26 protein-coding genes and 2 pseudogenes are annotated in these 24,462 nt (G+C 67.9%); 12 read left to right on the plus strand and 16 right to left on the minus strand.

Annotated features, from left to right (window positions below):
- The first annotated feature begins 13 nt into the window (after nt 1-13).
- From ACFOPI_RS17615 to ACFOPI_RS17640, 6 genes are all read left to right on the plus strand, one after another.
- Nucleotides 14-709, plus strand: a complete 696-nt coding sequence (locus tag ACFOPI_RS17615; RefSeq protein WP_382176614.1) for a class I SAM-dependent methyltransferase — start codon at nt 14-16, stop codon at nt 707-709.
- A 110-nt stretch (nt 710-819) separates the two neighbouring features.
- The gene (locus ACFOPI_RS17620) at nt 820-1,374 is read left to right on the plus strand and encodes a hypothetical protein (protein ID WP_382176616.1); all 555 of its coding nucleotides are present in this window, start codon (nt 820-822) and stop codon (nt 1,372-1,374) included.
- A gap of 25 nt (nt 1,375-1,399) precedes the next feature.
- Nucleotides 1,400-1,780 (plus strand): hypothetical protein, encoded by a 381-nt coding sequence (locus ACFOPI_RS17625; protein WP_382176618.1) that lies wholly within the window; start codon nt 1,400-1,402, stop codon nt 1,778-1,780.
- A gap of 20 nt (nt 1,781-1,800) precedes the next feature.
- A complete protein-coding gene (locus tag ACFOPI_RS17630; RefSeq protein ID WP_382176621.1) occupies nt 1,801-2,094 on the plus strand; it encodes a hypothetical protein in 294 nt (97 codons plus the stop codon).
- 137 nt (nt 2,095-2,231) lie between these two features.
- Nucleotides 2,232-3,872 carry a sensor histidine kinase gene (locus tag ACFOPI_RS17635; RefSeq protein ID WP_382176622.1) on the plus strand — a complete coding sequence of 547 codons (1,641 nt, stop codon included), beginning with the start codon at nt 2,232-2,234 and terminating at the stop codon, nt 3,870-3,872.
- Entirely contained in the window at nt 3,869-4,273 is a 405-nt protein-coding gene (locus ACFOPI_RS17640) for a response regulator (RefSeq protein WP_382176625.1), read from the plus strand. The genes ACFOPI_RS17635 and ACFOPI_RS17640 overlap by 4 nt, the downstream gene beginning before the upstream one ends.
- A gap of 8 nt (nt 4,274-4,281) precedes the next feature.
- Here the strand turns inward: ACFOPI_RS17640 and ACFOPI_RS17645 are convergent, their stop codons facing one another.
- From ACFOPI_RS17645 to aroE, 8 genes and pseudogenes are all read right to left on the minus strand, one after another.
- Nucleotides 4,282-5,139: a DMT family transporter gene (locus ACFOPI_RS17645; protein WP_382176627.1), complete on the minus strand. Its 858-nt coding sequence runs from the start codon at nt 5,137-5,139 to the stop codon at nt 4,282-4,284.
- A gap of 26 nt (nt 5,140-5,165) precedes the next feature.
- On the minus strand, nt 5,166-5,999 hold the full coding sequence (locus ACFOPI_RS17650) for a shikimate dehydrogenase family protein (RefSeq protein ID WP_382176629.1): 834 nt from the start codon (nt 5,997-5,999) through the stop codon (nt 5,166-5,168).
- A gap of 142 nt (nt 6,000-6,141) precedes the next feature.
- Entirely contained in the window at nt 6,142-6,618 is a 477-nt protein-coding gene (gene aroQ, locus ACFOPI_RS17655; protein WP_382176632.1) for a type II 3-dehydroquinate dehydratase, read from the minus strand.
- A 67-nt stretch (nt 6,619-6,685) separates the two neighbouring features.
- Nucleotides 6,686-7,684, minus strand: a complete 999-nt coding sequence (locus tag ACFOPI_RS17660) for a TRAP transporter substrate-binding protein (protein WP_382176635.1) — start codon at nt 7,682-7,684, stop codon at nt 6,686-6,688.
- 94 nt (nt 7,685-7,778) lie between these two features.
- Nucleotides 7,779-9,059 carry a TRAP transporter large permease subunit gene (locus ACFOPI_RS17665; protein ID WP_382176638.1) on the minus strand — a complete coding sequence of 427 codons (1,281 nt, stop codon included), beginning with the start codon at nt 9,057-9,059 and terminating at the stop codon, nt 7,779-7,781.
- Nucleotides 9,060-9,080: 21 nt separating this feature from the next.
- The gene (locus ACFOPI_RS17670; protein WP_382176641.1) at nt 9,081-9,614 is read right to left on the minus strand and encodes a TRAP transporter small permease; all 534 of its coding nucleotides are present in this window, start codon (nt 9,612-9,614) and stop codon (nt 9,081-9,083) included.
- Between the two features lie 109 nt (nt 9,615-9,723).
- Nucleotides 9,724-10,314, minus strand: a complete 591-nt coding sequence (locus ACFOPI_RS17675) for a TetR/AcrR family transcriptional regulator (protein ID WP_382176644.1) — start codon at nt 10,312-10,314, stop codon at nt 9,724-9,726.
- A gap of 221 nt (nt 10,315-10,535) precedes the next feature.
- Nucleotides 10,536-10,760: pseudogene (aroE, locus tag ACFOPI_RS17680) on the minus strand (shikimate dehydrogenase); the annotation flags it as partial.
- Between the two features lie 297 nt (nt 10,761-11,057).
- On the opposite strand from aroE, the pseudogene ACFOPI_RS17685 reads away from it, so the two are divergent.
- Nucleotides 11,058-11,300 (plus strand): annotated as a pseudogene (locus ACFOPI_RS17685) (hypothetical protein); the annotation flags it as partial.
- A gap of 36 nt (nt 11,301-11,336) precedes the next feature.
- Here ACFOPI_RS17685 and ACFOPI_RS17690 read toward each other — a convergent pair.
- On the minus strand, nt 11,337-12,230 hold the full coding sequence (locus ACFOPI_RS17690; RefSeq protein ID WP_382176646.1) for a DMT family transporter: 894 nt from the start codon (nt 12,228-12,230) through the stop codon (nt 11,337-11,339).
- Between the two features lie 134 nt (nt 12,231-12,364).
- On the opposite strand from ACFOPI_RS17690, the gene ACFOPI_RS17695 reads away from it, so the two are divergent.
- A complete protein-coding gene (locus ACFOPI_RS17695) occupies nt 12,365-13,024 on the plus strand; it encodes a glutathione S-transferase family protein (RefSeq protein ID WP_382176649.1) in 660 nt (219 codons plus the stop codon).
- Here the strand turns inward: ACFOPI_RS17695 and ACFOPI_RS17700 are convergent.
- Together ACFOPI_RS17700 and ACFOPI_RS17705 are read right to left on the minus strand one after the other, a co-directional pair.
- Nucleotides 12,982-13,653 (minus strand): FMN-binding negative transcriptional regulator, encoded by a 672-nt coding sequence (locus tag ACFOPI_RS17700; RefSeq protein WP_382176651.1) that lies wholly within the window; start codon nt 13,651-13,653, stop codon nt 12,982-12,984. The two genes, ACFOPI_RS17695 and ACFOPI_RS17700, sit on opposite strands and share 43 nt — an antisense overlap.
- A 48-nt stretch (nt 13,654-13,701) precedes the next feature.
- On the minus strand, nt 13,702-14,352 hold the full coding sequence (locus ACFOPI_RS17705; RefSeq protein ID WP_382176654.1) for a LysE/ArgO family amino acid transporter: 651 nt from the start codon (nt 14,350-14,352) through the stop codon (nt 13,702-13,704).
- Between the two features lie 73 nt (nt 14,353-14,425).
- On the opposite strand from ACFOPI_RS17705, the gene ACFOPI_RS17710 reads away from it, so the two are divergent.
- On the plus strand, nt 14,426-15,322 hold the full coding sequence (locus ACFOPI_RS17710; protein WP_382176657.1) for a LysR family transcriptional regulator ArgP: 897 nt from the start codon (nt 14,426-14,428) through the stop codon (nt 15,320-15,322).
- 54 nt (nt 15,323-15,376) lie between these two features.
- A complete protein-coding gene (locus ACFOPI_RS17715) occupies nt 15,377-17,359 on the plus strand; it encodes an acyltransferase family protein (RefSeq protein ID WP_382176660.1) in 1,983 nt (660 codons plus the stop codon).
- Between the two features lie 6 nt (nt 17,360-17,365).
- Here ACFOPI_RS17715 and ACFOPI_RS17720 read toward each other — a convergent pair whose 3' ends face one another.
- The gene (locus tag ACFOPI_RS17720) at nt 17,366-17,674 is read right to left on the minus strand and encodes an AzlD family protein (protein ID WP_382176663.1); all 309 of its coding nucleotides are present in this window, start codon (nt 17,672-17,674) and stop codon (nt 17,366-17,368) included.
- Nucleotides 17,664-18,386: an AzlC family ABC transporter permease gene (locus ACFOPI_RS17725; protein ID WP_382176666.1), complete on the minus strand. Its 723-nt coding sequence runs from the start codon at nt 18,384-18,386 to the stop codon at nt 17,664-17,666. The genes ACFOPI_RS17720 and ACFOPI_RS17725 overlap by 11 nt, the downstream gene beginning before the upstream one ends.
- An 89-nt stretch (nt 18,387-18,475) precedes the next feature.
- Between ACFOPI_RS17725 and ACFOPI_RS17730 the strand changes: the two genes are divergently transcribed.
- Entirely contained in the window at nt 18,476-19,345 is an 870-nt protein-coding gene (locus ACFOPI_RS17730) for a LysR family transcriptional regulator (protein WP_382176668.1), read from the plus strand.
- Between the two features lie 43 nt (nt 19,346-19,388).
- Here ACFOPI_RS17730 and ACFOPI_RS17735 read toward each other — a convergent pair whose 3' ends face one another.
- The 3 genes from ACFOPI_RS17735 to ACFOPI_RS17745 all read right to left on the minus strand — a co-directional run bounded on the left by ACFOPI_RS17735 (nt 19,389) and on the right by ACFOPI_RS17745 (nt 23,615).
- On the minus strand, nt 19,389-21,299 hold the full coding sequence (locus tag ACFOPI_RS17735) for a potassium transporter Kup (RefSeq protein ID WP_382176671.1): 1,911 nt from the start codon (nt 21,297-21,299) through the stop codon (nt 19,389-19,391).
- 67 nt (nt 21,300-21,366) lie between these two features.
- Nucleotides 21,367-22,068, minus strand: a complete 702-nt coding sequence (locus tag ACFOPI_RS17740; protein ID WP_382176673.1) for a response regulator — start codon at nt 22,066-22,068, stop codon at nt 21,367-21,369.
- Nucleotides 22,065-23,615 carry an ATP-binding protein gene (locus tag ACFOPI_RS17745; protein ID WP_382176676.1) on the minus strand — a complete coding sequence of 517 codons (1,551 nt, stop codon included), beginning with the start codon at nt 23,613-23,615 and terminating at the stop codon, nt 22,065-22,067. The genes ACFOPI_RS17740 and ACFOPI_RS17745 overlap by 4 nt, the downstream gene beginning before the upstream one ends.
- A gap of 106 nt (nt 23,616-23,721) precedes the next feature.
- Between ACFOPI_RS17745 and ACFOPI_RS17750 the strand changes: the two genes are divergently transcribed.
- Nucleotides 23,722-24,456 (plus strand): ABC transporter ATP-binding protein, encoded by a 735-nt coding sequence (locus tag ACFOPI_RS17750; RefSeq protein WP_382176679.1) that lies wholly within the window; start codon nt 23,722-23,724, stop codon nt 24,454-24,456.
- Nucleotides 24,457-24,462: the final 6 nt, after the last annotated feature.

The raw sequence follows: 24,462 nt of genomic DNA on the forward strand, positions 1-24,462 counted from the left end.
TAGGATGCCGGTCATGCCGCTGTCCACCACCCCCTCCATCGACTCCCAACAGCCGCCGCAGAGCGGCGACGCGGTGTCCCGCAAGGCCCGTTTCTGGGACCGCATCGCTCGCAAGTACGCGGCCGACCCGATTGCCGACATGCCGGGTTACGAGGCCACGCTGCGGCGCGTGCAGGGCCTGCTGACGGCCGAGATGAACGTGCTGGAGATCGGCTGCGGCACCGGCAGCACCGCGCTGCGGCTGGCGCCGTTCACGCGGCGGCTGCTGGCCACCGACGTGTCGGCCGGCATGATCGCCATCGCCCGCGAGAAGCTGGCGGCTGAGCCCATCCCGCAGCTGGCGTTTGCGCTGGCCGACGCCGACGCGCCGGCGATCGGCCCGGGCGAGTACGACGCGGTGCTGGCCTTCAACCTGCTGCACCTGGTGAGCGACCTGGACGGCGCGCTGGCGCGCGTGGTGCAGGCCTTGAAGCCTGGCGGCCGGCTGATTTCCAAGACGGCCTGTGTGGCTGAGATGAACCCGCTGATCCGCTGGCTGGCGATTCCGGTGATGCAGGCCATCGGCAAGGCGCCCCACGTGCTGCTGTTCGATGCAGACACGCTGCAGGCCGCGATGGTCCGCCAGGGCCTGGAGATCGAGGCGGTCGAGCGCCACGGCACCAGGGGCAAAGACATCCGCGTCTTCATCGTGGCCCGCAAGCCGGGCTGAGTTCCTCCGCTTTTCACCACCACCCACCCGTTCCGGGCGGGGCGCCGGTCGCCCTGCCGGGGGGCTTTCGTCCGCGCTTTTTTCTTCTCGATCACCACAGGAGCTGTTTCATGCCACGCCTTCGCCCGCTGCCCGGCTTTGCACGCCGCTCCGCCACCGCTCTGGTGGTGCTCTCCGCCCTGGCCCTGGGGGCCTGCGGCGGCGGGGGAGGCGACGACACGCCCGACGGCGGCGCGGGCGGGGAGACGCCCTCGGCCTCCCTCAACGCGCTGGCCGGAGACTGGGTGCAGAAGGGCTGCGTGGCCACCGGCGGCCAGTCGTACAAGAAGATGCTGCGCGCCCGCGTCACCGGTGCGAACACGCTGGACTACTACGAAGGCGTGTTCACCTTTGGCGGCAGCGAATGCGCCGGCGGCGGGCGCCTGACCGGCCCGTCCAAGCTGGGCACGCTGAGCTTCGACCGATCCGAGGCGGGCGCCGGCGTGGCCGCGCACTGGGGCGTGTACCGCACCGTCATCGGCACGCGCCACGGCGCCATCTGGGCGCTGCGCTCGCCGCCGCTGCTGTGCCTGCTGGGCGACGAGATACCGAGCATCCAGCCCACGCTGTCGGCGGTGGCGGCCAGCCTGGCCACCGTGCCCGCCGACAACTGTTTTGTCCGATGAACCTTGCCCACCCTTGGAGCCTTTGATGCACCTTCGATCCATCGTCCCTGCCGCCGCCGTCCTGGCCTTGCTCACCGGCTGCGCCGCCACCATCGACCAGAGCGGCCTGGAGCAGCGCACCGCGCAGGCCATCGGCCGCACCGTGGGCCAGTTCACCATCAGTGACCGGTCGGAAGAAACCGGCGGCCGCATCAACTACAGCGTGCAGACCCGCGACGGCGCGGCCTACCGCTGCTACCTCTACGGCGTCACCGGCTTCCAGAAGGCGATGAGCTTCGGGCAGACCCCGCACTCCGACGCCATCTGCACCGCCATGGTGGGCAGCAAGGGCAGTGCGCCCGCCGCAGCGCCCAAGGCCGCAGGCCCCGAGTGCAACGCGCTGCTGCGCGCGGCCGGGCGCTGCTGAACCCGCTGAAGGAGCGAACGATGAACGTCCGGAAACTCACCGCACTGGCCCTGTTGGCGCTGGCCAGCGCGTCCGCCGTGTCGGCAGAACCCGACGCCGCCGAGCGCAAGTTCATCCGCCAGGGCATGGGGGAGGGCGAGGTGGTGCTGAAGATCGGTCCGCCCGACCACGAGGCCGTGCACCGCGCCGTGCGCGGCCAGCCCGAGGAAAAGTCCTGGACCTACTTTCCCCATCCCCGGGACCCACAGACGCTGACCGTCATCCGCTTCCACGCGGGCCGGGTGGCCGAGGTGGAACGCAAGATTGCCCGGTGATTCGGAAGGTCGATGGGCTCCGTGTGGATTACCACACAGGGACGGAGCCCTTGTTGCGGCCTGGCATCACAGCGTTTTCCGGCCAACAGTGAAACGGCACTTTGTGGGATAAAGGGCCGCCCTCCACCGTTGCCCTCATGGAAGCTGCACCGCCCATCCCCGATGAAGCCCGCCGAATCGCACAGCTGAGAAGCCTCGGTGTGCTCGATTCACTGCCCGAAGAGGCCTTCGACCACATTACCGCGCTGGCTTCGGCCATCTGCGAAACCCCCATCGCACTGATCTCGCTGGTCGACGAGAACCGTCAGTGGTTCAAGTCGCGCGTGGGGTTGGACGAGGTCCAGACGCCGCGGGAAGTGGCCTTTTGTGCTCACGCCATTCACACCCCTGACCAGGTGATGGTGGTGGAGAACGCCGAGCTGGACCGGCGCTTTCACGACAACCCTTTGGTCATCGGACATCCAGACATCCGCTTCTACGCCGGGGCTCCGATCGTGAGCGGAGATGGTCATGCACTCGGTACGGTCTGCGTCATTGATCGGAGGTCAAGAACCATCAGTGAGGCGCAGCAGTCTTCCCTGCAGTCGCTGGCCAAGCTGGTGATGACCTTGATAGAGCACGATGCGCAGCGACGCGCGCAGGAAGCAGAGAGAGCCAAGGCGGTCGCTCGCGAGTCGGAGATCCAGGCAGCCCTGACGGCGGCCGGTCTGGACTTGCTGTCTTTCGTCGACGCCGATTACCGCTACCGCTATGTCAACCGGTGCTACCTGGAGTACTGGGCCAGATCAGAATCCGAGATCATTGGTCGCCGCATCCCGGAGCTCATGGGTGAACGGCTGTTTCAGGACGTGGTCAAGGGACATTTTGACCATGCGCTGGCGGGGCAGGAGGTGGCCTATGAGGCACTGATCGATTTTCCTGGCACGGGGCCGCGCACAGTCCAGGTCAGCTATCTGCCGGTGCGAAGCGCTTCGGGCGAGGTTTCTGGGGTGGTGGTGCGGGCTCATGACATCGAGAAACTGCGTCAGCGCGAAGTGCGCCTGCAGGCTACTGTGGAGCAGCTTGAACACAAGGCGCTGGAACTGCAGCGGTTCATTCACATCGTCTCGCACGACTTGAGGGAGCCGATCAACACGATCAGCAACTTCGCCGGGCTGCTGGCCGAGGACCCGCAAATGTCGGCCTCGCCTGCTGCAAGCCGCTATCTGAACTTCGTCCTGGACGGCAGCCAGCGGATCAAGGTGCTGCTTGAAGATCTGGTCGAGCTTCTGGTGCTTGACCGACACGCGATGGGCTTTTCCCCGGTGGATATCAATGTGCTGGCCCGCCACGTGCAGGACGACCTGCGGTCCTCGATCGACCAGTCGGGTGCCTTGATTGAAGTGTCCGAGCTCCTGCCGGTGATGGGGGATGCCACGTTGTTGCGCATCCTGATGCAAAACCTTGTGGCCAACGCCATCAAGTTTTGTCCCCGGGATCGTTTGCCGGTGGTGCGCATCGAAACACTTGCCAGGTCCGATGGGCGCACCAGCCTGCGGGTGCTCGACAACGGCATCGGCATACCCGAGGACCAGACGGAGAGGATCTTCGACCTGTTCACGCGACTGAACAACAAGCGAGACTTCGCAGGCTCAGGCCTGGGCCTGTCCATCTGCCGTCGCATCGTCGATCTGCACCAGGGGCGCATCCATGTCATGTCGCAAGTGGGGGCCGGCAGCTGTTTCGAGGTGGAGCTTTCGTCCGCCGGTTCTCTTCCAACTTCCTCTGCATCCACATGACACGATTCGAACGGATTGTCCTGATCGACGACAACGAAGCGGACAACGTCTTTCACGAGATCATGATCCGGCGGGCCGGGTTTTCGGGCGAGGTGCTGGTTTTCATGAGCGGTCTCGAGGCACTGGAGTTCTTTCGCACTGATGACCTGAGCCAATCCACCTGCATCTTCTTGGACATCAACATGCCATTGATGTCCGGCTTCGAGATGGCCGAAGAGGCGGCGCCGCTGATTGGTAACAAACCCAGTCTGGTGTTGGTCATGCTCACCTCTTCGGGGTCACCAGCAGATTGGGACCGGGCTCAGTCCATGGACATCATCAAGGGGTATGTGACCAAGCCCTTGACCGCTACCATGGTTCGAGAACTGCTCGATGGGGCTGTGCCGGCCTTCCAGCGCTGACGTGAGACTTATCTCGCCCGCACGCCCAGCACGCCACACACCGCGATCAGCGCGATGCCCAGCACCGTCCACACGTCGGGCGCGTAGCCGAACACCACCCAGCCGGCCAGTGTGGCGAAGGCGATCTGGGTGTACATGTAGGGCGTGATGCGCGAGGCCGGCGCCTTCTGGTAGCCCTTGATCATGAAATAGTGGCCCAGCGAGCCGAACACGCCGATCAGGCCCACCAGCAGCCAGAGCATCGGGTCCTGCATCGGCGCCCAGCTCCAGGGCAGGGCCACCGTGCCGAACACCAGGCCGGTCAGTCCGGTGTAGAAGTGCATGGTGCCGGGGTCTTCGGTCTTGACCATCTTGCTGGTGACGATCTGGTAGAGCGCGTTGATGACCACCAGCAGCAGTGGCAGGAACATGCCGATGTTCAGGTCGCTGCCCTTGGGGCGCACGACGATCAATGCGCCGGTGAGGCCTCCGGCCACCAGCAGCCAGGTGAGCGCGCTCACGTGTTCGCGCAACAACACGGCGGCCAGCAGGGTGATGACCAGCGGCACGAGCATGAGGATCGCGGTGAACTCGCCCACCGGCACGTGCTGCAGGCTGATGTAGGCGACGGTGCCCGAGGTGACCATGAGCGCGCCGCGCAGCAGCTGCCACCACGGTGCCCGGGTGACGAACAGCGAACGGCCCTGGCTGGGCCAGAGCATGGCGGCGGTCATCCCGGCCTGCACCACGAAACGCAGCCACACGGCCATCATCACCGGCACCACGCCGCCCACATACTGGCTGGTGGTGTCGAGCAGGGCGAAACAGGCGGTGGCAAGGATGGCCAGGGCAATGCCCCGGCCGGGGTGGGGATAGTGGGGGTCCATGGATGTCGGCAGACCCCGCTCACGCGTCAGTAGCTCAGACGGGCCACGGAGCGCAGTTCTTCGGCAGTCGTAGTGGTAAACCCGAAGTATTCCAGATAGGCGGGAATCATCTCGAACAGCATGTCGGAACCCACTTGCACCTTGCAGCCTCTGGCTGCGGCGGCGGTGAGGAAGGCGGTCATCTCGGTGCGCATCACCACCTCGCCGACGAAGGTGCTGGCGTCCAGGCGCGAGACATCCAGCGGCAGCGGATCGCCTTCGTTCATGCCCATGGGCGTGGCGTTGACGACCAGGTCGAAGCCGGCCGGGTCGTTGTTGCCCGTCTTCACGTCGATGGCGGGGTAGTTGTCGCGGATGCGCTGGCCCAGGGCCTCGGCCGAGGCGGTGTTCACGTCGTACAGGCTGATGTGGGCAATGCCTGCACCGGCCAGCGAGGCGGCGATGGCGCAGCCCACGCCGCCACTGCCCACCACCAGCACGCGTGCGCCATCCAGCTTAAGGCCCTTGCGCAGCACGCCGCGCACGAAGCCGGCGCCATCGAACTGGTCGCCCACCAGGCGGCCATCGGGTAGGCGCTTGACGGCGTTGCACGCGCCAGCCACCTTCACGGTGGGTGTGACCTCGTCCAGCAGACCGACGGTGACCACCTTGTGCGGCATGGTGATGAGTGCGCCGCGGATGTTGGTGAGCGTGAAGACGCTCTTGAGGAAGGCGGGGTAGTCCTCGGGCTTGCAGCCGAAGGGCACCACCACCGCGTTGATCCCGTGCTTCTCGAAGAAGGGGTTGTAGATCATCGGCGACTTGAACGTGTGCGTCGGGTAGCCGATGTGGGCGATGAGTTCGGTGAGGCCGTTGATCATGATGGGCGGGACTGTAGGAGCGCGGGGCGCAAAACGGGCGGTCTGACGAGCTTGTTCTGTTTGTTCAGCGGTCGTTTGTGTTCGTTAATCGCGCAGTTTGCGGGAAAACCCGCAGACGTTCAGGACGCTGCGGACCGGGGGATCAGGGCTTTTTCGTGGCGGCAGAATTCACGAACTTGCGCACCAGGCCGTCCATGGCCACCAGGTAGCCGTCCACTCCGAAGCCGACCACGATGCCGGCGGCGGCGGGCGAAACCCAGGAGTGGTGGCGGAACTCCTCGCGCGCATGCACGTTGGAGATGTGGCACTCGATCACCGGCATCGGGTCCACGCCCTTGATGGCGTCGTGCAGGGCGATCGAGGTGTGGGTGAGCGCGCCGGGGTTGATGACCACGCCCAGCACCTCGCCGGCCTTGTACAGGCGGCCGTACTCGTGGATCTTGTCGATCAGTGCGCCTTCCCAGTTGCTCTGGAAGCACTCCACCTCGTAGCCGATCTGCTCGCCATGCGCCTTGCAGAAGGCCTCCACATCGGCCAGCGTCGTGTAGCCGTACTGCGCGGGCTCGCGCTGTCCCAGCAGGTTGAGGTTGGGGCCGTTGAGGATGAGGATTTTTTTCATGGCAGAGAGAGGCGGGTGAAGGTGACCGGCGAGCATAAACCGGGCGCCGGAGCGCCCGGCTCATGCATCACTTCCTGGCTTTTGCGAGTTCGGCCAGCAGCTCGGAGACCGTGGCTTCGCCCACGGCACCGGCGTGCTTGGTGATCACCGGCTTCATCTTCTCGACCAGCTTGACCTGCTCGCCGGGGGCCAGTTCGGAGACGGTCATGCCGGCCTTCTTCAGGTTGTCCAGCGTGCTGGCCACCGAAGCGCGGGCCTGGGTGCGCTGGAACTTGGCCGACTCGGCCACGGCGTCGCTGATGATCTTCTTCTCGTCGGCCGACAGGGTGTCCCAGAACTTCTTGCTGATCACCACCGACTGCGGGTTGTACTGGTGGTTGGTCAGGGTCATGTACTTCTGCACTTCGTGCAGCTTGGCGCCCCAGATGGTGGCGACCGGGTTTTCCTGTCCGTCCACGGCCTTCTGCTCCAGCGCGGCGTACAGCTCGGGGAAGGGCAGGGGCGTCGGGTTGGCGTCCAGGGCCTTGACCCAGTCGACGTTGATCGGATTGGGGATCACGCGCAGCTTCAGGCCTGCGATGTCTTCCACCTTGGTGATGGGGCGCTTGCTGTTGGTGATGTTGCGGAAGCCGAGTTCGTAGTAGCCCAGGCCGACCAGGCCCTTCTCTTCCAGCTTGGCGTGCAGCTTGTGGCCGAAGGGGCCGTCGACCACTGCGTCGGCTTCCTTTCCGTTGGCGAACATGAACGGCAGGTCGAAGACGGCGAAGTCCTTGACCTGGCTGGCGAAGATGCCCGAGTTCATCGAGGCCATCTCCAGCGTGCCGCCCTGCAGGGCCGAGACGTTGGCCTGGTCGCTGCCCAGCTGGCCGCCGGGGAACACGTTGACCTTGATCTTGCCGCCCGACTTGGCCGCGACGATTTCGGCGAACTTCTCCATGCCCTGCACGATGGGGTGACCCGCGGCGTTCTGGTTGGCGAACTTGATGACCTTGTCCTGCGCAGCGGCGATGCCGACGGTGGCCAGGGCGGCGGTGGCGACGAGGGTCTTGATGAACAGACGTTTCATGGTTGTCTCCGGCGATCAGAGGTGGGACGCAGGTGGAAGAATGCCCTTGCCTTGGCGTGCCCGTTCCGGGCAAGGGTGTGGAAATCGGGGTTGGTCAGCCGTAGAACCAGCCCAGCGGCACCAGCACGATCTGGGGGAACAGCACCATCAGGAACATCAGCGCGAACTGGGCGATCATGAAAGGCCAGACACCGCGGGTGACGTCGTCCATGCTGATCTTGCCGACGCCGGCCACGGTGTTGAGCACGGTGCCCACGGGCGGAGTGATCAGGCCGATGGCGTTGTTCATCACGAACAGCACGCCGAAGTAGACCGGGTCGATGCCGGCGGCCTTGATGATGGGCATCAGCACCGGGGTGAGGATCAGGATCGTGGGGGTCATGTCCATCGCCGTGCCCACCACGATCACCAGAATCATGATCGCGAACATCAGCAGGGTGGGGCTGTCCAGCAGGGGCTGCAGCAACTCCACCAGCTGGGCCGGCAGCTGGGCCACCGTGATCAGCCAGGCCGAGACCATGGCGCCGGCCACCAGGAACATGATGACCGCCGTGGTCTTGGCGGCGGCCAGGAACAGGCCATAGAGCTGGCTGATCTTGAGTTCGCGGTAGACCACGAGCGAGATGAACAGCGCGTAGACGGCGGCCACCACGGCGGCTTCGGTCGGCGTGAACACACCGAACTTCAGGCCCACCACCACGATGACCGGCAGGCCCAGCGCCCAGAGCGCGTCGCGCAGCGCATGGAACACTTCGGCGCGGGTCTTGCGGGGCGGCGGCGTCACGTTTTCCTTGCGCGCCACCCACCACCAGGTCAGGCACAGCGCCGCGCCCAGCAGCACGCCCGGCACGATGCCGGCCATGAACAGCTTGGAGATGGACACGTTGGCCGCCACGCCGAAGATCACGAAGCCGATCGAGGGCGGGATGATGGGCGCGATGATGGACGCGGCCGAGAGCAGGCCGGCCGAGCGTGCCTTGTCGTGGCCGGCGGTGTGCATCATGGGCAGGAGCAGGGCGGCGAGCGCCGCGGCGTCGGCCACGGCCGAGCCCGAGAGCGAGGCCATGATGACCGCGGCCATGATGGCCACGTAGCCCAGGCCGCCGCGCACATGGCCGACCAGCGACATGGCGAAGGCCACGATGCGCTTGGACAGGCCGCCGGCGTTCATGATCTCCCCGGCCAGCATGAAGAAGGGCACGGCCAGCAGGGGGAAGCTGTTGGAGCCTTCGATCAGGTTCTGCGCCAGGATCTGTGCGTCGAACATGTTCAGGTGCCACATCAGCGCGGCGCCACACAGCAGCAGCGAGAACGAGATTGGCACGCCGATCATCATGGCGGCGATGAGGGAGCTCAGGAAGATCGCAATGGTCATGGGAATGTCTCCTGGCGCTGATCAGGGGTGCGGGTTGCCGTGCGGCATGTCGTCCGACTCCCGGATGCCGATCAGTTCGTTGTCGGACATCTGGCCGGTGAGCAGGCGCACCAGGTTCAGCAGCAGGATGGGAGCGGCCAGCACGGCGAAGACAACGCCGCTGGCGTAGAAGTAGCCCATGGAGGTCTCCATGACGGCGCTGGTGGAGTCCCAGTTGATCTTGGTCTGCTCCAACGAGCCCTTGAAGATCAGCCAGCAGATGAACAGCATCAGCAGCAGCGACAGGCCCAGGCAGAACTTCTGGCCCACCACCGGCAGCCGCGCGATCAGCGAGTCGGTGCCCAGGTGGCCGCGTTCGTTGATGGCGACCACCGCGCCCAGGAAGGTCATCCACACGAACAGCCAGCGCGAAAGCTCTTCCGAGAGGGTGATGCCGGAATTGAAGCCGTAGCGCATGACCACGTTGCCGAACACCATGACCACCATCGCGGCCAGCGACAGGACCATGAGCACGGCCAGCAGCCGGCAATAGCCGTTGATGAGTTTCTGGACCAAGAGGTGTCTCCGAATCGTTGGAGTTTGTAATGTACGAACTGGTTAGTTTTTCATGTATCAGGGATTTCCCTAGGCGCCCATTCCAGGGCGCAGCGGCGCAGGGGGGCTTCTACTTCTTCACAAACCGCACGACCATCTCCACGATGGACGCGCGGCGGTGCGTGGCGATCGTGGGCGATGCGTAGTCGCGCTTGAAGATCAGCCCGAAGGTGTGGCGGTTGGAGACGTTGAAGAACGACAGCGCCGAGATCGAGGCGTGGATGTCGATCGGGTCCAGGCCGGGGCGGAAGATGCCTTGTTCGACGCCACGCGCGTAGAGCTTCTCGATGGCCGAGATGGCCTTGAGGTTGAGCGCCTGGATGCTCTTGCTCTGGGCCAGGAACTGGCCGCGGTTGATGTTTTCCGACATGACCATGCGGATGTAGGGCTCGTTGCCCGCGTGGTGGTCGAAGGTGAACTCCACCAGCCGCCGCAGCGCGGCTTCGGGGTCGAGGTCGTCGAGCTTGAGCTCGCTCTCGGTGGTGCGCACCCGTCGGTAGGCCTCTTCCAGCGCGGCCAGGTACAGGCCTTCCTTGCTCTGGAAGTAGTAGTAGATCATGCGCTTGGAGGTGTGCGTCTCGTCGGCGATTTCGTCGATGCGCGCGCCCGCCAGTCCCTTCTCTGCGAACTCCTTCATGGCCACCTCGAGGATGTTGGCCATGGTCCGTTCGGGGTCGTTGGTGCGGGTGGGGGTCCTGGCGTCCTGGGCCTTGCCGCGAACCGCCTGTCTCCGAGAATGTACTGGTTCGTTCATTCCGGCAGTATAGGGTCAGGTGGTTCATGTGGCGACTTCGGCCGGCGGTTCGTTCAGACCAGGGGCACGGTCAGGCGGTCGATGACGCCGTGTGTGTCGGGCCGCACGCCGCGCCACCAGACAAAGGCCTCGGTGGCGCAGGCAAAAGCGTCGAGCTTGAGCGGTGCGGTCACATTCATGCCGCGCCCGGCGGTGGAGCGGAAGGCGTCCATGTCGGCCTCGAACTGGCCAATGCGCCCTTCGATGGCTGTATAGACCATGTCCTGTCCGGTGGCCTCTGCGACCAGGCCGTGGATCAGGGGCGACTTGGTGTGACCGATGGGGTTGCCGATGACGGCGTGGGCGTCTGACATGGTGTCTCTCTATCTAGAGAACAGCACGCCGTCGGTTTGCAGCGTGGCGATGTCGGCGGCGCTGTAGCCCAGGCTGGCGGCCACTTCGGCGTTGTGCTGGCCCAGGTCGGGCGCGACACGTTGCATGGGCGCGCTGGTGCTGCTGCTCCGCCAGCATGCCGCGCGCCTGGATCTGCGGGTCGGTGAAGCTGAGCGTCACGCCGCTGGCGGCGGCCACGTCCATGGCCTCCTGCACCGCGGCCACCGCGGTGGCCTCGATCTCGGCAATCTCGTAGCCGGCGCGAGGCCCATGTGGGCATCGTGTCCACCACCGACCTGCTGGCGACGCTGCCCCGCCAGATCGGCGAAACCCTGGCCCGGTCAGCGGGGCTGCAGGTGCTGCCGTGTCCAGTGCCGATCCCCACCTTTGTGGTCAAGCAACATTGGCACGCGCGCTTTCAGCACGACCCGGCCAACCGCTGGTTGCGTGGGGTCTGTGCCGAGCTGTTCATGGACACCACCCGGGTGATGTCGGCTCACGACACGGAGGTGCCAGGGTGAGGCAAGCCCTGCCGTACGCCGATTCCGCGAGGCCGTTCAGGGCGCCGGGTCTGTCACCCCGAAGATGCGGCGCAGCGGGTTGAAGCCGGTCACCAGCGCCGAGGCCACCAGCACCAGGGCGCCGCCGACGAAGATGCCCGGCGACAGCGCCTCGCCCAGGAACAGGTGGCCCCAGGCGACGCCGAACACCGGGATCATGAACACCGGGCTCATGGCGGCCACCGGCGTCACGTTGCGGATGATGCGCAGGTGCGCCCAGTAGGCCAGGCCCGAGGTGACGATGCCCAGCACCGCCATGGCCGCCAGCGTGCCGGGTGTGAAGCGGGCCTCGGGCCACTGCCAGGCCGCGCCCGGCAGCACCAGCACCAGCGCCATCACGTGGATGCCCGCGGCTATGGACAGCGGCTGCATGCGCGCGGTGGCGCGCTTCATCACCGGCGTGGCCATACCGTAGCAGGCGGCGGCGCAGACACAGGCCAGGGCTGCGACCAGGGTGGTGCCGTCCAGCGGCACGGGCCCCAGCCGCACGATGAGGCCGACCCCGATGAAGCCGATCAGGCAGCCCAGCAGCTTGCGCGCGGTCAGCGTGTCTTCCTTGAACCAGGCCGATGACAGCGTGCCGAACAGCACGGCCGTGGTGTTGAGCAGGGCGCTGTAGCCCGCCGGCAGGTACAGGCCGGCCCAGGCATAGAGCATGAACGGTGCGGCGACGGACAGCAGCCCCATCACCGCGAGCATGCGCCACTCCTTCCAGGGCCAGGCGTGCCGCAGCACCGACATCAGCAGCGCCAGGGTCAGGGCGGCCAGGCCGACCCGGCCGGCGGCCAGTACCCAGGGCCCCATGACCGGCACGGCCATGCGGATGAACATGAAGGAAGCGCCCCAGAGGGCCGAGAGTGCGACGAGCTGCGCGAAGTGGCGGGTTCTCACCGATCCGATTGTGGGGCTGAACACTTCGCCGGGCTGTCCTGCGACCGACAGGGTGAACAGGTGTGCGTCGCGCCCGCTCCGCTACAGTGGCGGCGCAGGCCCTCCACCGACGGTCGTCCTTCACAGGTCACACCATGCCGCTCGCTCTCTACGGTCATCCCTTCTCCTCGTACACACAGAAGGCGCTCGTCGCCCTGTACGAGAACGGCACAGCGTTTGAATTCCGCTGCATCGGGCCCGACACGCCCGAGCACACAGTCGACTGGTTGCGGCGCTGGCCGATCGCCCGGTTCCCGCTGCTGGTGGACGGCGAGCGCCAGATCGTCGAGACCAGCCTGATCATCGAATACCTGCAACTGGCCCACCCCGGCCCCGTGCCGCTGCTGCCCGCAGATCCGATCGCCGCGCTGGACGTGCGCTTTCTCGACCGGTATTTCGATCTGTACGTGATGAGCGCGGTGCAGCTGGCGGTGGACACCGCGCTGCAGCGCTACCCGATGACGGTCGACAAGGGGCGGGCCATCACCAGCGAGCGGCTGGAGCGGGCCTACGTCTGGCTCGAAGGGCACCTCGCCGGCAAGACCTGGGCCGCTGGAGACGAATTCACGCTGGCCGACTGTGCAGCTGCGCCCTCGCTGTTCTACGCCGACTGGGTGCATCCGATTGCCGAAACACACCCGCTGCTGCGCGCCTACCGTGCGCGCCTGCTGGCACGCCCGTCGTTCGCACGAGCGGTGGACGAAGCGCGGCCTTACCGGTCGCTCTTTCCGCTGGGCGCGCCGGACAGGGACTGAGCTTCTCCCGCCTCGCGCATGGCCTTCGCGGCCTCCGCATTCCCTAGACCTTCCAGACCTGCCGCCGCGCCAAGCCGGTCGCGCGCCTCGCGGTTCTGGCCGAGCTTGTACTTGCCCACCAGCCGGGTGATTTGAATCTCCAGGCCGACGATGGCCCTGAGCAGGCCGTCGATGTAGTCGGTGGGTGCGTCGCCCATCTTCCAGGGCTTCTGCTGCTGCGAGCGCGCCTCGTGTTCTCGCGTCAGCCGCGCCACCAGCCCGCGCAGGAAGCGCTCGTCGTCGCGCACGCGCAGCACGCCATGGGCGTGCACCACCGCGTAGTTCCAGGTGGGCACATGCCGGTGGTGTTCGGGCTTGCTCGGGTACCAGTTGGGCGAGATGTAGCCGTCGGCGGCCTGGAAGACCACCAGCACCTCGGTGTCGGCCGCCTGCTGCCACACCGGGTTGGCGCGCGCCACGTGGGCGCGCAGCAGGCCGTGCGGGCCGGCGGCGGGGTCGAGTTCAAAGGGAATGTGGTTCGCGTCCAGCCCGTCGGGGCCGTGCGTGGCCAGGGTGCCCAGCGGATGGGTCCGCATGAGGGCGTGCAGGGCTTCGGGGCGTTGTTCTTGAAAGGCGGCGGGCAGGTACATGGCACCAAGGCTTGCATACGACAGGAGGAGAAGATTCTGCGCCGGTCCTCAGACGCTGGCTGGTGCCAAGGCATGCTGCAGCAGAAGCACCGCCAGCGTCCACATGGTCAAGCCGATCAGACCGTCCAGCACCTGCCAGGCGCGGGGCTTCGCAAACAGCGGCGCCAGCCAGCGCGCACCGAAGCCCAGGCCGCAGAACCAGACCAGGCTGGCGATGCTGGCTCCGGCGATGAACCAGCCGCGCAGGCCGGCCGGCTGCTGGGCACCGATGCTGCCCATCAGCATCACCGTGTCCAGGTAGACGTGCGGGTTGAGCAGGGTGAACGCGGCCACCTGGGCCAGCGCGGCGCCGCGGCTCAGGCCCGGGCCGCCGTCGGCCGCCTGCAGCTGGCTGGCGTGACGCGCCCGCTGCAGCGCCTGCCAGCCATACCAGGCCAGGAACGCCGCCCCGGCCAGCGCCATGGCCTGCGCGAACCCGGGGTGTGCCCCCAGCGCCTGGGCCATGCCCAGCACGCCAGCGCTGATCAACAGGGCATCGGCGAGTGCGCAGAACAGCACCAGCGGCACCACATGCTCGCGCCGCAGCCCCTGGCGCAGGAGGAAGGCGTTCTGCGCGCCGATGGCAACGATGAGACCAAAACAGAGCACCAGACCCTGCATGAACACGGGCAGCGCCTGGGAGAAGGAGGTGGACAACATGGCGCCAGCTTGCCAGTGCCGAAAGATGAAGACAAACTGTCTTTCCTTCATCTGCTTAAGAAAGACTGAATCCATGCTGGACTACGCCGCCCTCAACGCCCTGGCCGCTGTGGTGCGAGAGGGCAGCTTCGACCGCGCGGCGCGCGCGCTGCACGTCACGCCCTCGGCGATCTCGCAGCGCATCCGCCTGCTGGAGGAGCGCGTGGGCTGCGCCCTGGTGGTGCGAGGCCAGCCCTGCCGGCCCACCGACACCGGCCGCCGCATGTGCCAGCACATGGACCGCGTGCGCCTCCTGGAGGCGGAGCTGACCGACGCGCTGCCCGCCATGGCGCCCGAGGGTGGGGCGCGGGTCCACCTGCCCGTGGCCGTCAACGCCGACAGCCTGGCCACCTGGTTCGCGCCCGCGCTGGCGGCGTTCGCGGCCGAGGCGCCGGTGCTGGTCGAGCTGAGCGTGGACGACCAGGACCACACGGCCGAATGGCTGCGCACCGGCGCGGTGGTGGCCGCCGTCACCGGCACCGCGCGGCCCGCCACCGGCTGCAACAGCCAGCCGCTGGGCGTGATGCGCTATGTGGCCGCCGCCAGTCCAACGTTCGTGGCGCGGCACTTCGCCCAGGGTGTGGGCGCGGGCAGCCTGGCCCAGGCGCCCAGCCTGCTGTTCAACACCAAGGACGAGCTGCAGGCCAGCTGGGTGCGGCGCCTGTGCCACCGCCATGTGGAGCTGCCGCGGCACACGCTGCCCTCGTCGCACGCCTTCGTCACCGCCGCGCTGGCCGGCATGGGCTGGGGCATGTTCCCGCAGGGCATGGTCGCGCCCCAGCTGGCCGACGGCTCGCTGGTGGAACTGGTGTCCGGCACGCCGCTGGACGTGCCGCTGTACTGGCAGACCGCGCGGGCCGCGTCTGGCCTGCTCGACGGGCTGACCCAGCGGATGGTGGCTGCGGCGCGGGAGGCCCTGCGGCCCGGGTGAGCGGGCGGCCTTTGTTAGGATGCTGCGCCCCCTGTTGTTCCCCGATCCTGTTACATGTCCCACCTGCCGCACGCAGAGAACTACCGTTCCGACATCGATGGCCTGCGCGCCATTGCCGTTTCTGCCGTCGTGATCCACCACGCGTTTCCCGAGCTGTTTCCGGGCGGCTTCATCGGTGTGGACATCTTCTTCGTGATCTCGGGCTACCTCATCAGCTCGATCATTCTGGACAACCTGGCCCGCAACCGCTTCAGCTTCGCGGACTTCTACGCGCGCCGCGTCAAGCGCATCTTCCCGGCCCTGTTCCTGGTGCTTGCGTTCACGCTGGGCTACGGCTGGTTCGTGCTCTCGCCGCTGGAATACAAGGCCGTGGGCAAACACGCACTGGCGGGCAGCTTCTTCGTCTCCAACTTCGCGTTCTGGCAGGAGGCGGGGTACTTCGACGCCTCGGCGGTCGAGAAGCCGCTGCTCCACCTGTGGTCGCTGGCTATTGAAGAACAGTTCTACATGTTCTGGCCGCTGGTGCTGGTGGTGCTGCACCGCGTGGGCCAGCCCAAGCGGATCTGGATCGCGGCCCTGCTGCTGGCCTCGCTGGCGTTCAACCTCTGGCTGGTGCGCCTCGACGATCCGAACCCGTCCTTCTACAACCCGCTGGGCCGCTTCTGGGAAATGATGATGGGCGCCTTCCTGGCGGCCAGCCGCCCGGCGCCGGGCACCAAAGTGCAGCATGCCGGGGCCCGGGTGCAATGGCTCTCGACCGCGGGTGTGGTGCTGATGGCCGCGGTCATGATCAAGCTGGACCCCGAGCGGCGCTTCCCGGGCGGCTGGGCCTTTGCCGGCACCCTGGCCACCTGCCTGCTGATCGCCGCCGGCCCGCGCGGCTGGTTCAACCGCTACGTGCTGTCGAGCAAACCCATGGTCTGGATCGGCCTGATCAGCTACCCGCTCTACCTCTGGCACTGGCCGCTGCTGGCCTACCCGCACATCGAAAACGGTGGCGTGCCGCCGGCGCTGCACCAGGCGGGCTGGGTGCTGCTGGCCGTGCTGCTGGCCTGGCTGACCTACCGGCTGGTGGAAACGCCGATCCGCTTCGGCCACTGGCGCCAGTGGCGCTTCACCACCGTGGCGCTGAGTGCCGGGGTGGCCATGACCGGCCTGACCGGCTTCACCATCTACAAGCAGGACGGCCAGCCCGAGCGGCTGCAGCGCCTGGCGGCCAACCAGCCGGCGCAGGACGGCACGCCCGAACAGATCCAGGCCCTGCTCAAGACGCTCTCGTCCAAGGGAGGCCGGCCCGCCATCATCGAAGGCTGGCGCGATGGCGACTGCATGTTGGACTACAAGCTGCCGGCCAGCCACTACAAGCCCTTCTGCGTCGAACAGAAGCGCCCGCTGGTGTTCGTCTGGGGCGACTCGCACGCCGGCTCGCTCTACCCGGGCTTCAAGGCGCTGCAGGACAGCGGCAAGTACAGCTTCGGCCTGGGCGAGCGCACCGCGGCCATCTGCCCGCCCATCCTGGGCATCGACCCGCGCCCGCTGTGCAAGAGCCTGAACGACGACACCATCCGCGTCATCCGCGAGACCAAGCCGGACATCGTCGTGCTCTATGCGTGGTGGCACGAAGGCAAGGTCAAGGGCCGCTACAAGGACACCTCGGGCCTGGAGCCCACCGTGGCCGAGCTCAAGAAGGCAGGCGTCAAGCGCATCGTGCTGCTCGGCGCTGTCCCCTACTGGCGCGAAGACCTGCCCAAGCTGCTGCTGAAGGTGTGGCGCGAGCAGCAGCGCATTCCGCTTCGCCTGGGCGACGAGTACCTCGACCCCCACGTCAAGGCCGCCACCGCCGAGATGCGCAAACGCGCCGCGGCCATGGGCATCGAGTTCATCTCCGGCATGGACTACTTCTGCAACCGCCAGGGCTGCCTCACGCGCATGGAGCCCGGTTCCGCCGAGCCCCTGAGCTTCGACTACGGGCACCTGACGCTGCCCGCGGTGAAGTACTACGTCGAACAGATCGCGCCGCTGATCCTCAAGCAGTGAGCGCGCTCAGAACTGCCTGAAGAGCGCAGCGGCGGCGATCCCGGCCGCAATCGCCGGCAGCGGCTTCTTGAGCACCAGCATCACCACCGCCGTGGTGGCCAGTGCTGCGCGGGCACCCAGGTCGCCCTGCGCGGCCAGTGGCGCCAGCACGGCCACCAGCACCGAGCCCGACATGGCCGCGATGAAGCGCCGCAGGCGCGGTCCGATGGGCACGTAGGACATGACAAACACGCCGCCCCAGCGGGTGGCCAGGGTCACCAAGGCCATCACGGCGACGATCAGCAGCGGGCCCCAGCCCGAGGGTTCAACGCTCATCGTTCTCTTCCTTCCACAGCAGGCCCAGCAGGCCGCCGGCCAGCGTGCCTGTCACCACATGGCTGTTCTCCGGCAACCAGCGAAACGCTGCGATCGAGGCGCCGGCCGCTACCACCCAGATCAGCAGCATGCGCAGGTTCTTCTCGCCGCCCACCACCATGGCGAGCAGGAAACAACCCATCACCATGTCCAGGCCCCAGCGCCGCGCGTCGGCGATCAGGCTGCCCACCTGCGTGCCCAGCACGGTGCCCACGATCCAGAACACCCACAGCGCCAGCCCGCCGCCCAGCAGCAGGCCCAGACCCGGTTGCCCTCGGCCCAGGGCCTGCATGCTCAGCGCCCAGTTGGAGTCCGAGACCAGCGCCATCACGCCATAGCGCTGCGCAGGCGGCAGCTGGCGCAGCCAGGGGTAGAGCGTGGCGCCCATCAGCAGGTGGCGCGCGTTGATGGCGAACACAGTCAGCGCCAGGGGCAGCAGCGGCACCTGCGGTCCCCACAGGTCCAGCACCGCGAACTGCGCCGCGCCGGCGAACACGGCCGAACTCATCAGCACCGCCCACGGGGTGTCCAGGCCATGCTGCAGGGCTGCGAGGCCAAAGGCTGCGCCGAACACCAGCACGAACAAGGAGATCGGCACCATCTGCCGGAAGCCCGACCACACCAGCGGGCGGGTGAGGGCGCTTTGTGCAAGAACGTCGTCAGAAGCTGTCATGGGACGAGACTGTGCCGGGTTTCATGAATCCCGAAAAGCGCAAAATTCACATCGTTTCCATTCGATAACCGCATGAAAGGACGCCGTCCATGACACCGCAGGATCTGCAGATCGACTGGCTCAAGTGCTTTGTGGCGGTGGTGGACGCCGGTTCGCTGTCGGCCGCGGCGGGCGAGGTGCACCGCTCGCAGTCGGCGGTGAGCATGCAGCTCAAGAAGCTGGAAGACGCTGTGGGCAGGCGCCTGCTGGAAAGGGGGCCGCGCAAGCTGCAGCTCACGCCCGATGGCCAGACCCTGCTGGGCTATGCGCGGCGCATGCTGGATCTGCAGGCCGAGGCCCAGGCCGCGCTGTACGGTGCCGAACTGACCGGCCGCGTGCGCCTGGGCGTGCCCGACGACTACGCCGCGAAGTACCTCACGCCGGTGCTCAAGCGCTTCGCGCCCAAGCACAGCGGGGTGGAGATCGAGTTGCACTGCGAGCAGTCGCCATCGCTGATCCCGCGCGTGGCGCGCGGCGAACTGGACCTGGCACTGGTCTCGCGCGACCACGCGCGGCGCGGCACCCTGCTGTTCCACGAACCCATGGTCTGGGTCGGCTCGGCGCAGTTCGAGCTGTGGCGGCGCGATCCGCTGCCGATCGCGGTGTACGAGGAAGCCAGCCTCGCGCGGCGCGGCGCCATCCAGTCGCTGGCGCAGCAGGGGCGGCGCTACAAGGTGGTCTACAACAGCTCCAGTCTGGCCGGCCAGATCGCGGCGGTGGACAGCGGCCTGGCCGTGGCCGTGCTCACGCAGTGCAGCGCGCCGCCGCACCTGCAGGTGCTGGGCGCCGAGCACGGCCTGGGACCGTTGACGCCGATGGAGGTGGGCGTCTACCGCAGCCGAGAGTCGCGCGGCAACAAGGCGGTGGACGGTCTGCACGACCTGCTGGTGAAGACACTTCGCCAGGCGGCACCCGCCTGAGCGGGCGCAGCGGGTGGTCGCCGAGTGCGTCCCGGACCGAGACTCAGATCGGCACCCGCGTGCCCAGCTCCACCACCGCATTGCCCGGCAGGCGGAAGAACTCCACCACGCCGCCCGCGTTCTGGCTCATGGTGGCGAACAGCTTCTCGCGCCAGCCCGCCATGCCGCCGCCGTGTGAGGGCACCACGGTCTCGCGGCTGAGGAAGTAGCTGGTCTCGAACATCGGCACCGCCAGCCCGTGCGAGGCGGTCAGCTCCAGCGCCTTGGGGATGTCGGGCGTGTTCATGAAGCCGTAGTTCACCTGCACCCGCCAGAAGCCGTGGTCCAGCGCCTGCACGTCCACCCGGCGTTCCATCGGAATCCAGGGCACGTCGTGGAAACGCACGGTGAGGATCACGTTGCGCACATGCAGCACCTGGTTGTGCTTCAGGTTGTGCAGCAGGGCCTGCGGCACGGTGTCGGGGTCGGCCACCGCGTACACGGCGGTGCGCTCGGCGCGGTTCACGCTGCGCGGGTCCAGCTGGGCGATGAAGTCCTGCAGCCCCAGGCCGTCGCGGCGGATGCTCTCCATCAGCAGTTCGCGCCCGCGCCGCCAGGTGCTCATCAGCACGAACAGCAGCAGGCCGAGCGTGAGCGGGAACCAGCCGCCGTCGAGGAACTTGATCGCGCAACCGGCCACCAGCAGCGCGTCGATGAACAGAAAGAACGCCGTCGCGCCAATCGCCACCGGCGCGGGCATGCGCCAACCCTCGCGCACCACGAAGTAGGTCAGCACCGTGGTGATCATCATGGTCAGCGTCACCGCGATGCCGTAGGCGCTGGCCAGGGCCGACGAGCTGCGGAAGAACAGCACCACCGCCAGCACACCGGCCAGCAGCGCCCAGTTCACGCCGGGCATGTAGATCTGGCCCATCTCGCGTGCGCTGGTGTAGCGCACCCGCATGCGCGGCAAAAAGCCCAGCTGGATGGCCTGCTTGGTCAGCGAGTAGGCGCCCGAGATCACCGCCTGCGAGGCGATGATGGCGGCCAGCGTGGCCAGCACCAGGGCGGGCAGCAGCCAGGCCTCGGGGAACTGGCGGTAGAAAGGGTTCTGGATGGCCGAGGGGTCGCCCATCAGCAGCGCGCCCTGGCCCAGGTAGTTCAGCGCCAGTCCGGGCAGTACCAGACCGGTCCAGGCGATCTGGATCGGTTTGCGGCCGAAGTGACCCATGTCGGCGTACAGCGCCTCGGCACCGGTCAGCGCCAGCACGATGGCACCCACCGCCGCAAACACATGCCAGCCGCGGCCGGACAGAAATTCCCAGGCGTGCAGCGGGTTCAGCGCTGCCAGGATGGCCGGCTCCTGCGCGATGTGCCAGGCGCCCACCGCACCGAGCACGGTGAACCACAGCACGATGATCGGCCCGAAGAAGCGGCCCACCACCGCGGTGCCGAAGCGCTGCATCAGGAACAGGCCGATCAGGATGGCCACCGTGGCCGGCACCACCCAGGGCTTGAGCGCCGGGGTGACCACCTCCAGCCCCTCCATGGCCCCGAGCACCGAGATGGCCGGCGTGATCAGGCTGTCGCCGTAGAACAGCGTGGCACCGAACACGCCCAGCAGCAGCAGGGCGTTTCGCAGGGCCGGCCGATGCTCCACCGCGCGGGCCGCGAGCGCGGTGAGCGCCAGGCCGCCGCCTTCGCCGTGGTTGTCGGCGCGCAGGATCAGGATCACGTACTTGAGCGTGACCACCAGCATCAGCGCCCAGAAGATGGTGGAGACCGCGCCGATCAGGTGCGGCGCGTCCAGCGGCACGCCGGTGTGGGGCGCAAAGATCTCCTTGACGGTGTACAGCGGGCTGGTGCCGATGTCGCCGTAGACCACGCCGATGGCGGCCAGGGTCAGGGCAGCCATTCCCTGCTGGCCGGTGGTCCGGGGGGCCGCATCGGTGGCGGCGGTGTCGGGGTTCTGCATGAAAGCTCCGTGGAAACACAGGCCCTCACGATGCGCCGCCGCACATCAGGAACGCATAAGGGTGCGGTCAGTCCGGCTCCGCGAGGCGGTATCCGACGCCGGGTTCGGTCAGCAGGTGCTGCGGGTCGGCGCTGTCGGCCTCCAGCTTGGCGCGCAGTTGGCCCATGTAGAGGCGCAGGTAGTGCGTCTGGTCCACGTGTTCGGCGCCCCACACATCGGCCAGCAGCTGGCGGTGCGTCACCACCTGGCCGGCCTGGCGCACCAGCCGCGCCAGCAGCGCGTATTCGGTGGGCGTCAGGTGCACGTCGGCGTCGGCCAGCCGCACGCGGCGGGTCTTCAGGTCCACGTCGAGCGGCCCGTGGCGGTAGTGCAGCAGCGCCGGCTCGCTGTGGCGCCCGCGGCGGCGCAGGGCCACGCGCATGCGCGCCAGCAGCTCGCCGATGCCGAACGGCTTGACCAGGTAGTCGTCGGCCCCGTCGTCCAGCAGGCGGATTTTCTGGCCCTCGGCCTCGCGGGCCGAGATCACGATCACCGGCGTGCCGCCGCCGCGCCGCAGCTCGGCCAGCAGGGTCTGGCCGTCGCCGTCGGGCAGGCCCAGGTCCAGCAGCACCAGATCGATGGGCTCGTCCGGCGGGGCGTGCTGCAGCTGCGCCCGCGCGTCCGCCAGGCTGGCCGCGGTGCGCACGTCGTGGCCCTCGATGGACAGGGCTTCGCGCAGCGAGCTGCGCAGCACCCGGTCGTCCTCCACCAGCAGCACGCGGTGGCTCATGGCGTGGCCTCCTGTGCCTCCGGGGCCAGCGGTGGAGGCTGGCCGTCGCCGTGCAGCGGCAGCCGGCACTCGAAGCGGCAACCGCCTTCCGCGCGCGGGCGCAGCAGCAGCTCGCCCTGGTGCGCGCGGGCGATGGCACGGCACACCGCCAGGCCCACACCAGCGCCCCGGCCGCCGTCCGCCAGCGACTGCTCCGGCCCCGTGTCACCGCGCTGGAACACCTCGAACACCTTCTCGCGCCAGGCCGGCGCGATGCCCGGTCCGCGGTCGCTCACGGCCAGCACCAGGTGCCCGCCGTCGCGCGTGGCGTGCAGCTCCACGGGTGCCTCGGCCGGGCTGTACTTCAGGGCGTTGTCCAGCAGGTTGTCCAGCAGCTGCGACACCAGCATCGCATCGCACCACAGCAGGGGCAGGTCGGGCTCCACCCAGGCCCGCACGCGGCTGCCTTCGGGCCGGCGCCGCGCGCGCCGCAACACCGCGCCCACGATCTCTTCCATCGACTCCCAGTCGCAGCGCAGCGTCACCGCCGGGGCATCCAGCCGCGCCAGCTGAAGGGTGTTGTCGGTCAGCCGCGCCAGCCGCTCGCTTTCTTCCACGATGCCGGCGGCCAGGCGCTGGCGCTGCGCGCCGTCCATGCGCTCGCCCTGTTCCTGCAGCGCCGAGGCGGCGCCCATGATGGTGGCCAGCGGTGTGCGGTAGTCGTGCGAGATGGCCGCCAGCAGCGCGTTGCGCGTGGCCTGCAGCTGGGCCTGCTCGCGCGCCTGCTGCTCCTGCGCCGCCATCAGCGAGCGGTGCAGGGCGCTGCCCATCTGGTCGCACAGCGCCTGCAGGTGGGGGCGCAGTTCGTGGCCCTGCGGATGCCGGGCCAGGCCGGTGACCAGGGCTGCCCCCAGCGTGACGCCCTTGCCGCGCAGCGGCAGGTAGGTGTCGGGCAGTTCGTCGTAGCGGCCGCTGCCCGCGCCCATGGGCCGGCCGTCGCGCACGCACAGGGCCAGTCCGGCGCGCTGTTCGGCGTCCGGTTCGCCCACCTGCAGGGTGGTGCTGTCGTCCGGCTGGCCGCCCAGTGCGCGCAACACCGACACCGCCACCGAGCTTCCGGTGGCTTCCTGCAGGGCCGCGCGCAATGCCGCGGCGTGGGCGGCCGGGTCGCTGGCGTCGCGCAGCGTGTCGCCCCACTGTCGCAGCCGCGCCTCGCGACCGGCCACGGTCCGCGCGGTGTCGGCCAGGTGGCGCTGGCGGATCACCAGGCCGGCGATGATCCAGTTCACCAGCAGCAGCGCCATCAGCAGCAGCGCGTTCTGGTGCAGGTCGACGGTGAAGGTGAACTTCGGCGGCACGAAGAACCAGTTGAAAGCCAGCACCGCCAGGGCGCTGGCGCTCATGCTGGCCCAGCCGGGCAGCCAGAGGGCCGACAGGGCCGAGGCCAGCACCAGCAGCATGGCCAGGTTGGCCAGTTCCAGCCGCCCGTCCAGCCAGGCCATGGCCGCCCAGGCGGTGGCCCAGGCCAGCAGAGCGGGGATGGTGCGTGTGATGCCCGGGCTTTCCATGACCAGAGCCTAACGCCATGGGCGTCAGGAAAGCGTATGGACTGGAATGTCGCGGTGGATTGATCCCCGTCAGGCTGCCAAGATGCGGCTTGTGGGACATTGACGCATGGACTCAACCGTTTCTTCTGGCTCCGTTTTCACCGCCCGCGCCCTCACCAAGACCTATGGCGAGGGCGACACGGCGGTGCATGCGCTGCGCGGCGTCGACCTGGACATCGTGCGCGGCGAGTTCGTGGTGCTGCTCGGTGCCTCGGGCAGCGGCAAGTCCACGCTGCTGAACATCCTGGGCGGGCTGGACACGGCCACCAGCGGCTCGGCCAGCTGGACGCACGAAGGCCAGGTGCACGAACTCATCGGCGCGGGCGACGCCGAGCTGACGCGCTACCGCCGCGAGCACGTGGGCTTCGTGTTCCAGTTCTACAACCTCATCCCCAGCCTGACCGCCGAAGAGAACGTGGCCCTGGTGACCGACCTGGCCGAGGACCCGATGGACCCGGCCGAGGCGCTGGCCCTGGTCGGCCTGGCCGAGCGGCGCCACCACTTCGTCTCGCAGCTCTCGGGCGGCGAGCAGCAGCGCGTGGCCATTGCCCGCGCCATCGCCAAACGCCCTGCCGTGCTGCTGTGCGACGAGCCCACCGGCGCGCTGGACTGCGCCACCGGCGTGATGGTGCTGCAGGCCATCGAGCGCGTGAACCGCGAGCTGGGCACCACCACCGTCGTCATCACTCACAACGCGCCCATCGCCGACATGGCCGACCGCGTGCTGCGCCTGGCCGATGGCCGCATCGTCGAAAGCCATGTGAACCCGCACAAGGTGGCCGCGTCCACGCTGCGGTGGTGACACACA

The organism is Hydrogenophaga luteola (assembly GCF_042648585.1).
GTDB lineage: Bacteria > Pseudomonadota > Gammaproteobacteria > Burkholderiales > Burkholderiaceae_C > Hydrogenophaga > Hydrogenophaga luteola.

Bases quoted from the DNA above. Each gene is read 5' to 3' on its own strand.
- ACFOPI_RS17645 (WP_382176627.1), bottom strand. From the start codon at position 5,139: ATGGACCCCCACTATCCCCACCCCGGCCGGGGCATTGCCCTGGCCATC.
- ACFOPI_RS17745 (WP_382176676.1), bottom strand. From the start codon at position 23,615: ATGGAAAGCCCGGGCATCACACGCACCATCCCCGCTCTGCTGGCCTGG.
- ACFOPI_RS17705 (WP_382176654.1), bottom strand. From the start codon at position 14,352: ATGTTGTCCACCTCCTTCTCCCAGGCGCTGCCCGTGTTCATGCAGGGT.
- ACFOPI_RS17720 (WP_382176663.1), bottom strand. From the start codon at position 17,674: ATGAGCGTTGAACCCTCGGGCTGGGGCCCGCTGCTGATCGTCGCCGTG.
- ACFOPI_RS17730 (WP_382176668.1), top strand. From the start codon at position 18,476: ATGACACCGCAGGATCTGCAGATCGACTGGCTCAAGTGCTTTGTGGCG.
- ACFOPI_RS17665 (WP_382176638.1), bottom strand. From the start codon at position 9,059: ATGACCATTGCGATCTTCCTGAGCTCCCTCATCGCCGCCATGATGATC.
- ACFOPI_RS17615 (WP_382176614.1), top strand. From the start codon at position 14: ATGCCGCTGTCCACCACCCCCTCCATCGACTCCCAACAGCCGCCGCAG.
- ACFOPI_RS17750 (WP_382176679.1), top strand. From the start codon at position 23,722: ATGGACTCAACCGTTTCTTCTGGCTCCGTTTTCACCGCCCGCGCCCTC.
- ACFOPI_RS17695 (WP_382176649.1), top strand. From the start codon at position 12,365: ATGCCGCTCGCTCTCTACGGTCATCCCTTCTCCTCGTACACACAGAAG.
- ACFOPI_RS17660 (WP_382176635.1), bottom strand. From the start codon at position 7,684: ATGAAACGTCTGTTCATCAAGACCCTCGTCGCCACCGCCGCCCTGGCC.
- ACFOPI_RS17630 (WP_382176621.1), top strand. From the start codon at position 1,801: ATGAACGTCCGGAAACTCACCGCACTGGCCCTGTTGGCGCTGGCCAGC.
- ACFOPI_RS17625 (WP_382176618.1), top strand. From the start codon at position 1,400: ATGCACCTTCGATCCATCGTCCCTGCCGCCGCCGTCCTGGCCTTGCTC.
- ACFOPI_RS17710 (WP_382176657.1), top strand. From the start codon at position 14,426: ATGCTGGACTACGCCGCCCTCAACGCCCTGGCCGCTGTGGTGCGAGAG.
- ACFOPI_RS17715 (WP_382176660.1), top strand. From the start codon at position 15,377: ATGTCCCACCTGCCGCACGCAGAGAACTACCGTTCCGACATCGATGGC.
- ACFOPI_RS17635 (WP_382176622.1), top strand. From the start codon at position 2,232: ATGGAAGCTGCACCGCCCATCCCCGATGAAGCCCGCCGAATCGCACAG.
- aroQ (WP_382176632.1), bottom strand. From the start codon at position 6,618: ATGAAAAAAATCCTCATCCTCAACGGCCCCAACCTCAACCTGCTGGGA.
- ACFOPI_RS17620 (WP_382176616.1), top strand. From the start codon at position 820: ATGCCACGCCTTCGCCCGCTGCCCGGCTTTGCACGCCGCTCCGCCACC.
- ACFOPI_RS17725 (WP_382176666.1), bottom strand. From the start codon at position 18,386: ATGACAGCTTCTGACGACGTTCTTGCACAAAGCGCCCTCACCCGCCCG.
- ACFOPI_RS17640 (WP_382176625.1), top strand. From the start codon at position 3,869: ATGACACGATTCGAACGGATTGTCCTGATCGACGACAACGAAGCGGAC.
- ACFOPI_RS17700 (WP_382176651.1), bottom strand. From the start codon at position 13,653: ATGTACCTGCCCGCCGCCTTTCAAGAACAACGCCCCGAAGCCCTGCAC.
- ACFOPI_RS17740 (WP_382176673.1), bottom strand. From the start codon at position 22,068: ATGAGCCACCGCGTGCTGCTGGTGGAGGACGACCGGGTGCTGCGCAGC.
- ACFOPI_RS17675 (WP_382176644.1), bottom strand. From the start codon at position 10,314: ATGGCCAACATCCTCGAGGTGGCCATGAAGGAGTTCGCAGAGAAGGGA.
- ACFOPI_RS17735 (WP_382176671.1), bottom strand. From the start codon at position 21,299: ATGCAGAACCCCGACACCGCCGCCACCGATGCGGCCCCCCGGACCACC.
- ACFOPI_RS17650 (WP_382176629.1), bottom strand. From the start codon at position 5,999: ATGATCAACGGCCTCACCGAACTCATCGCCCACATCGGCTACCCGACG.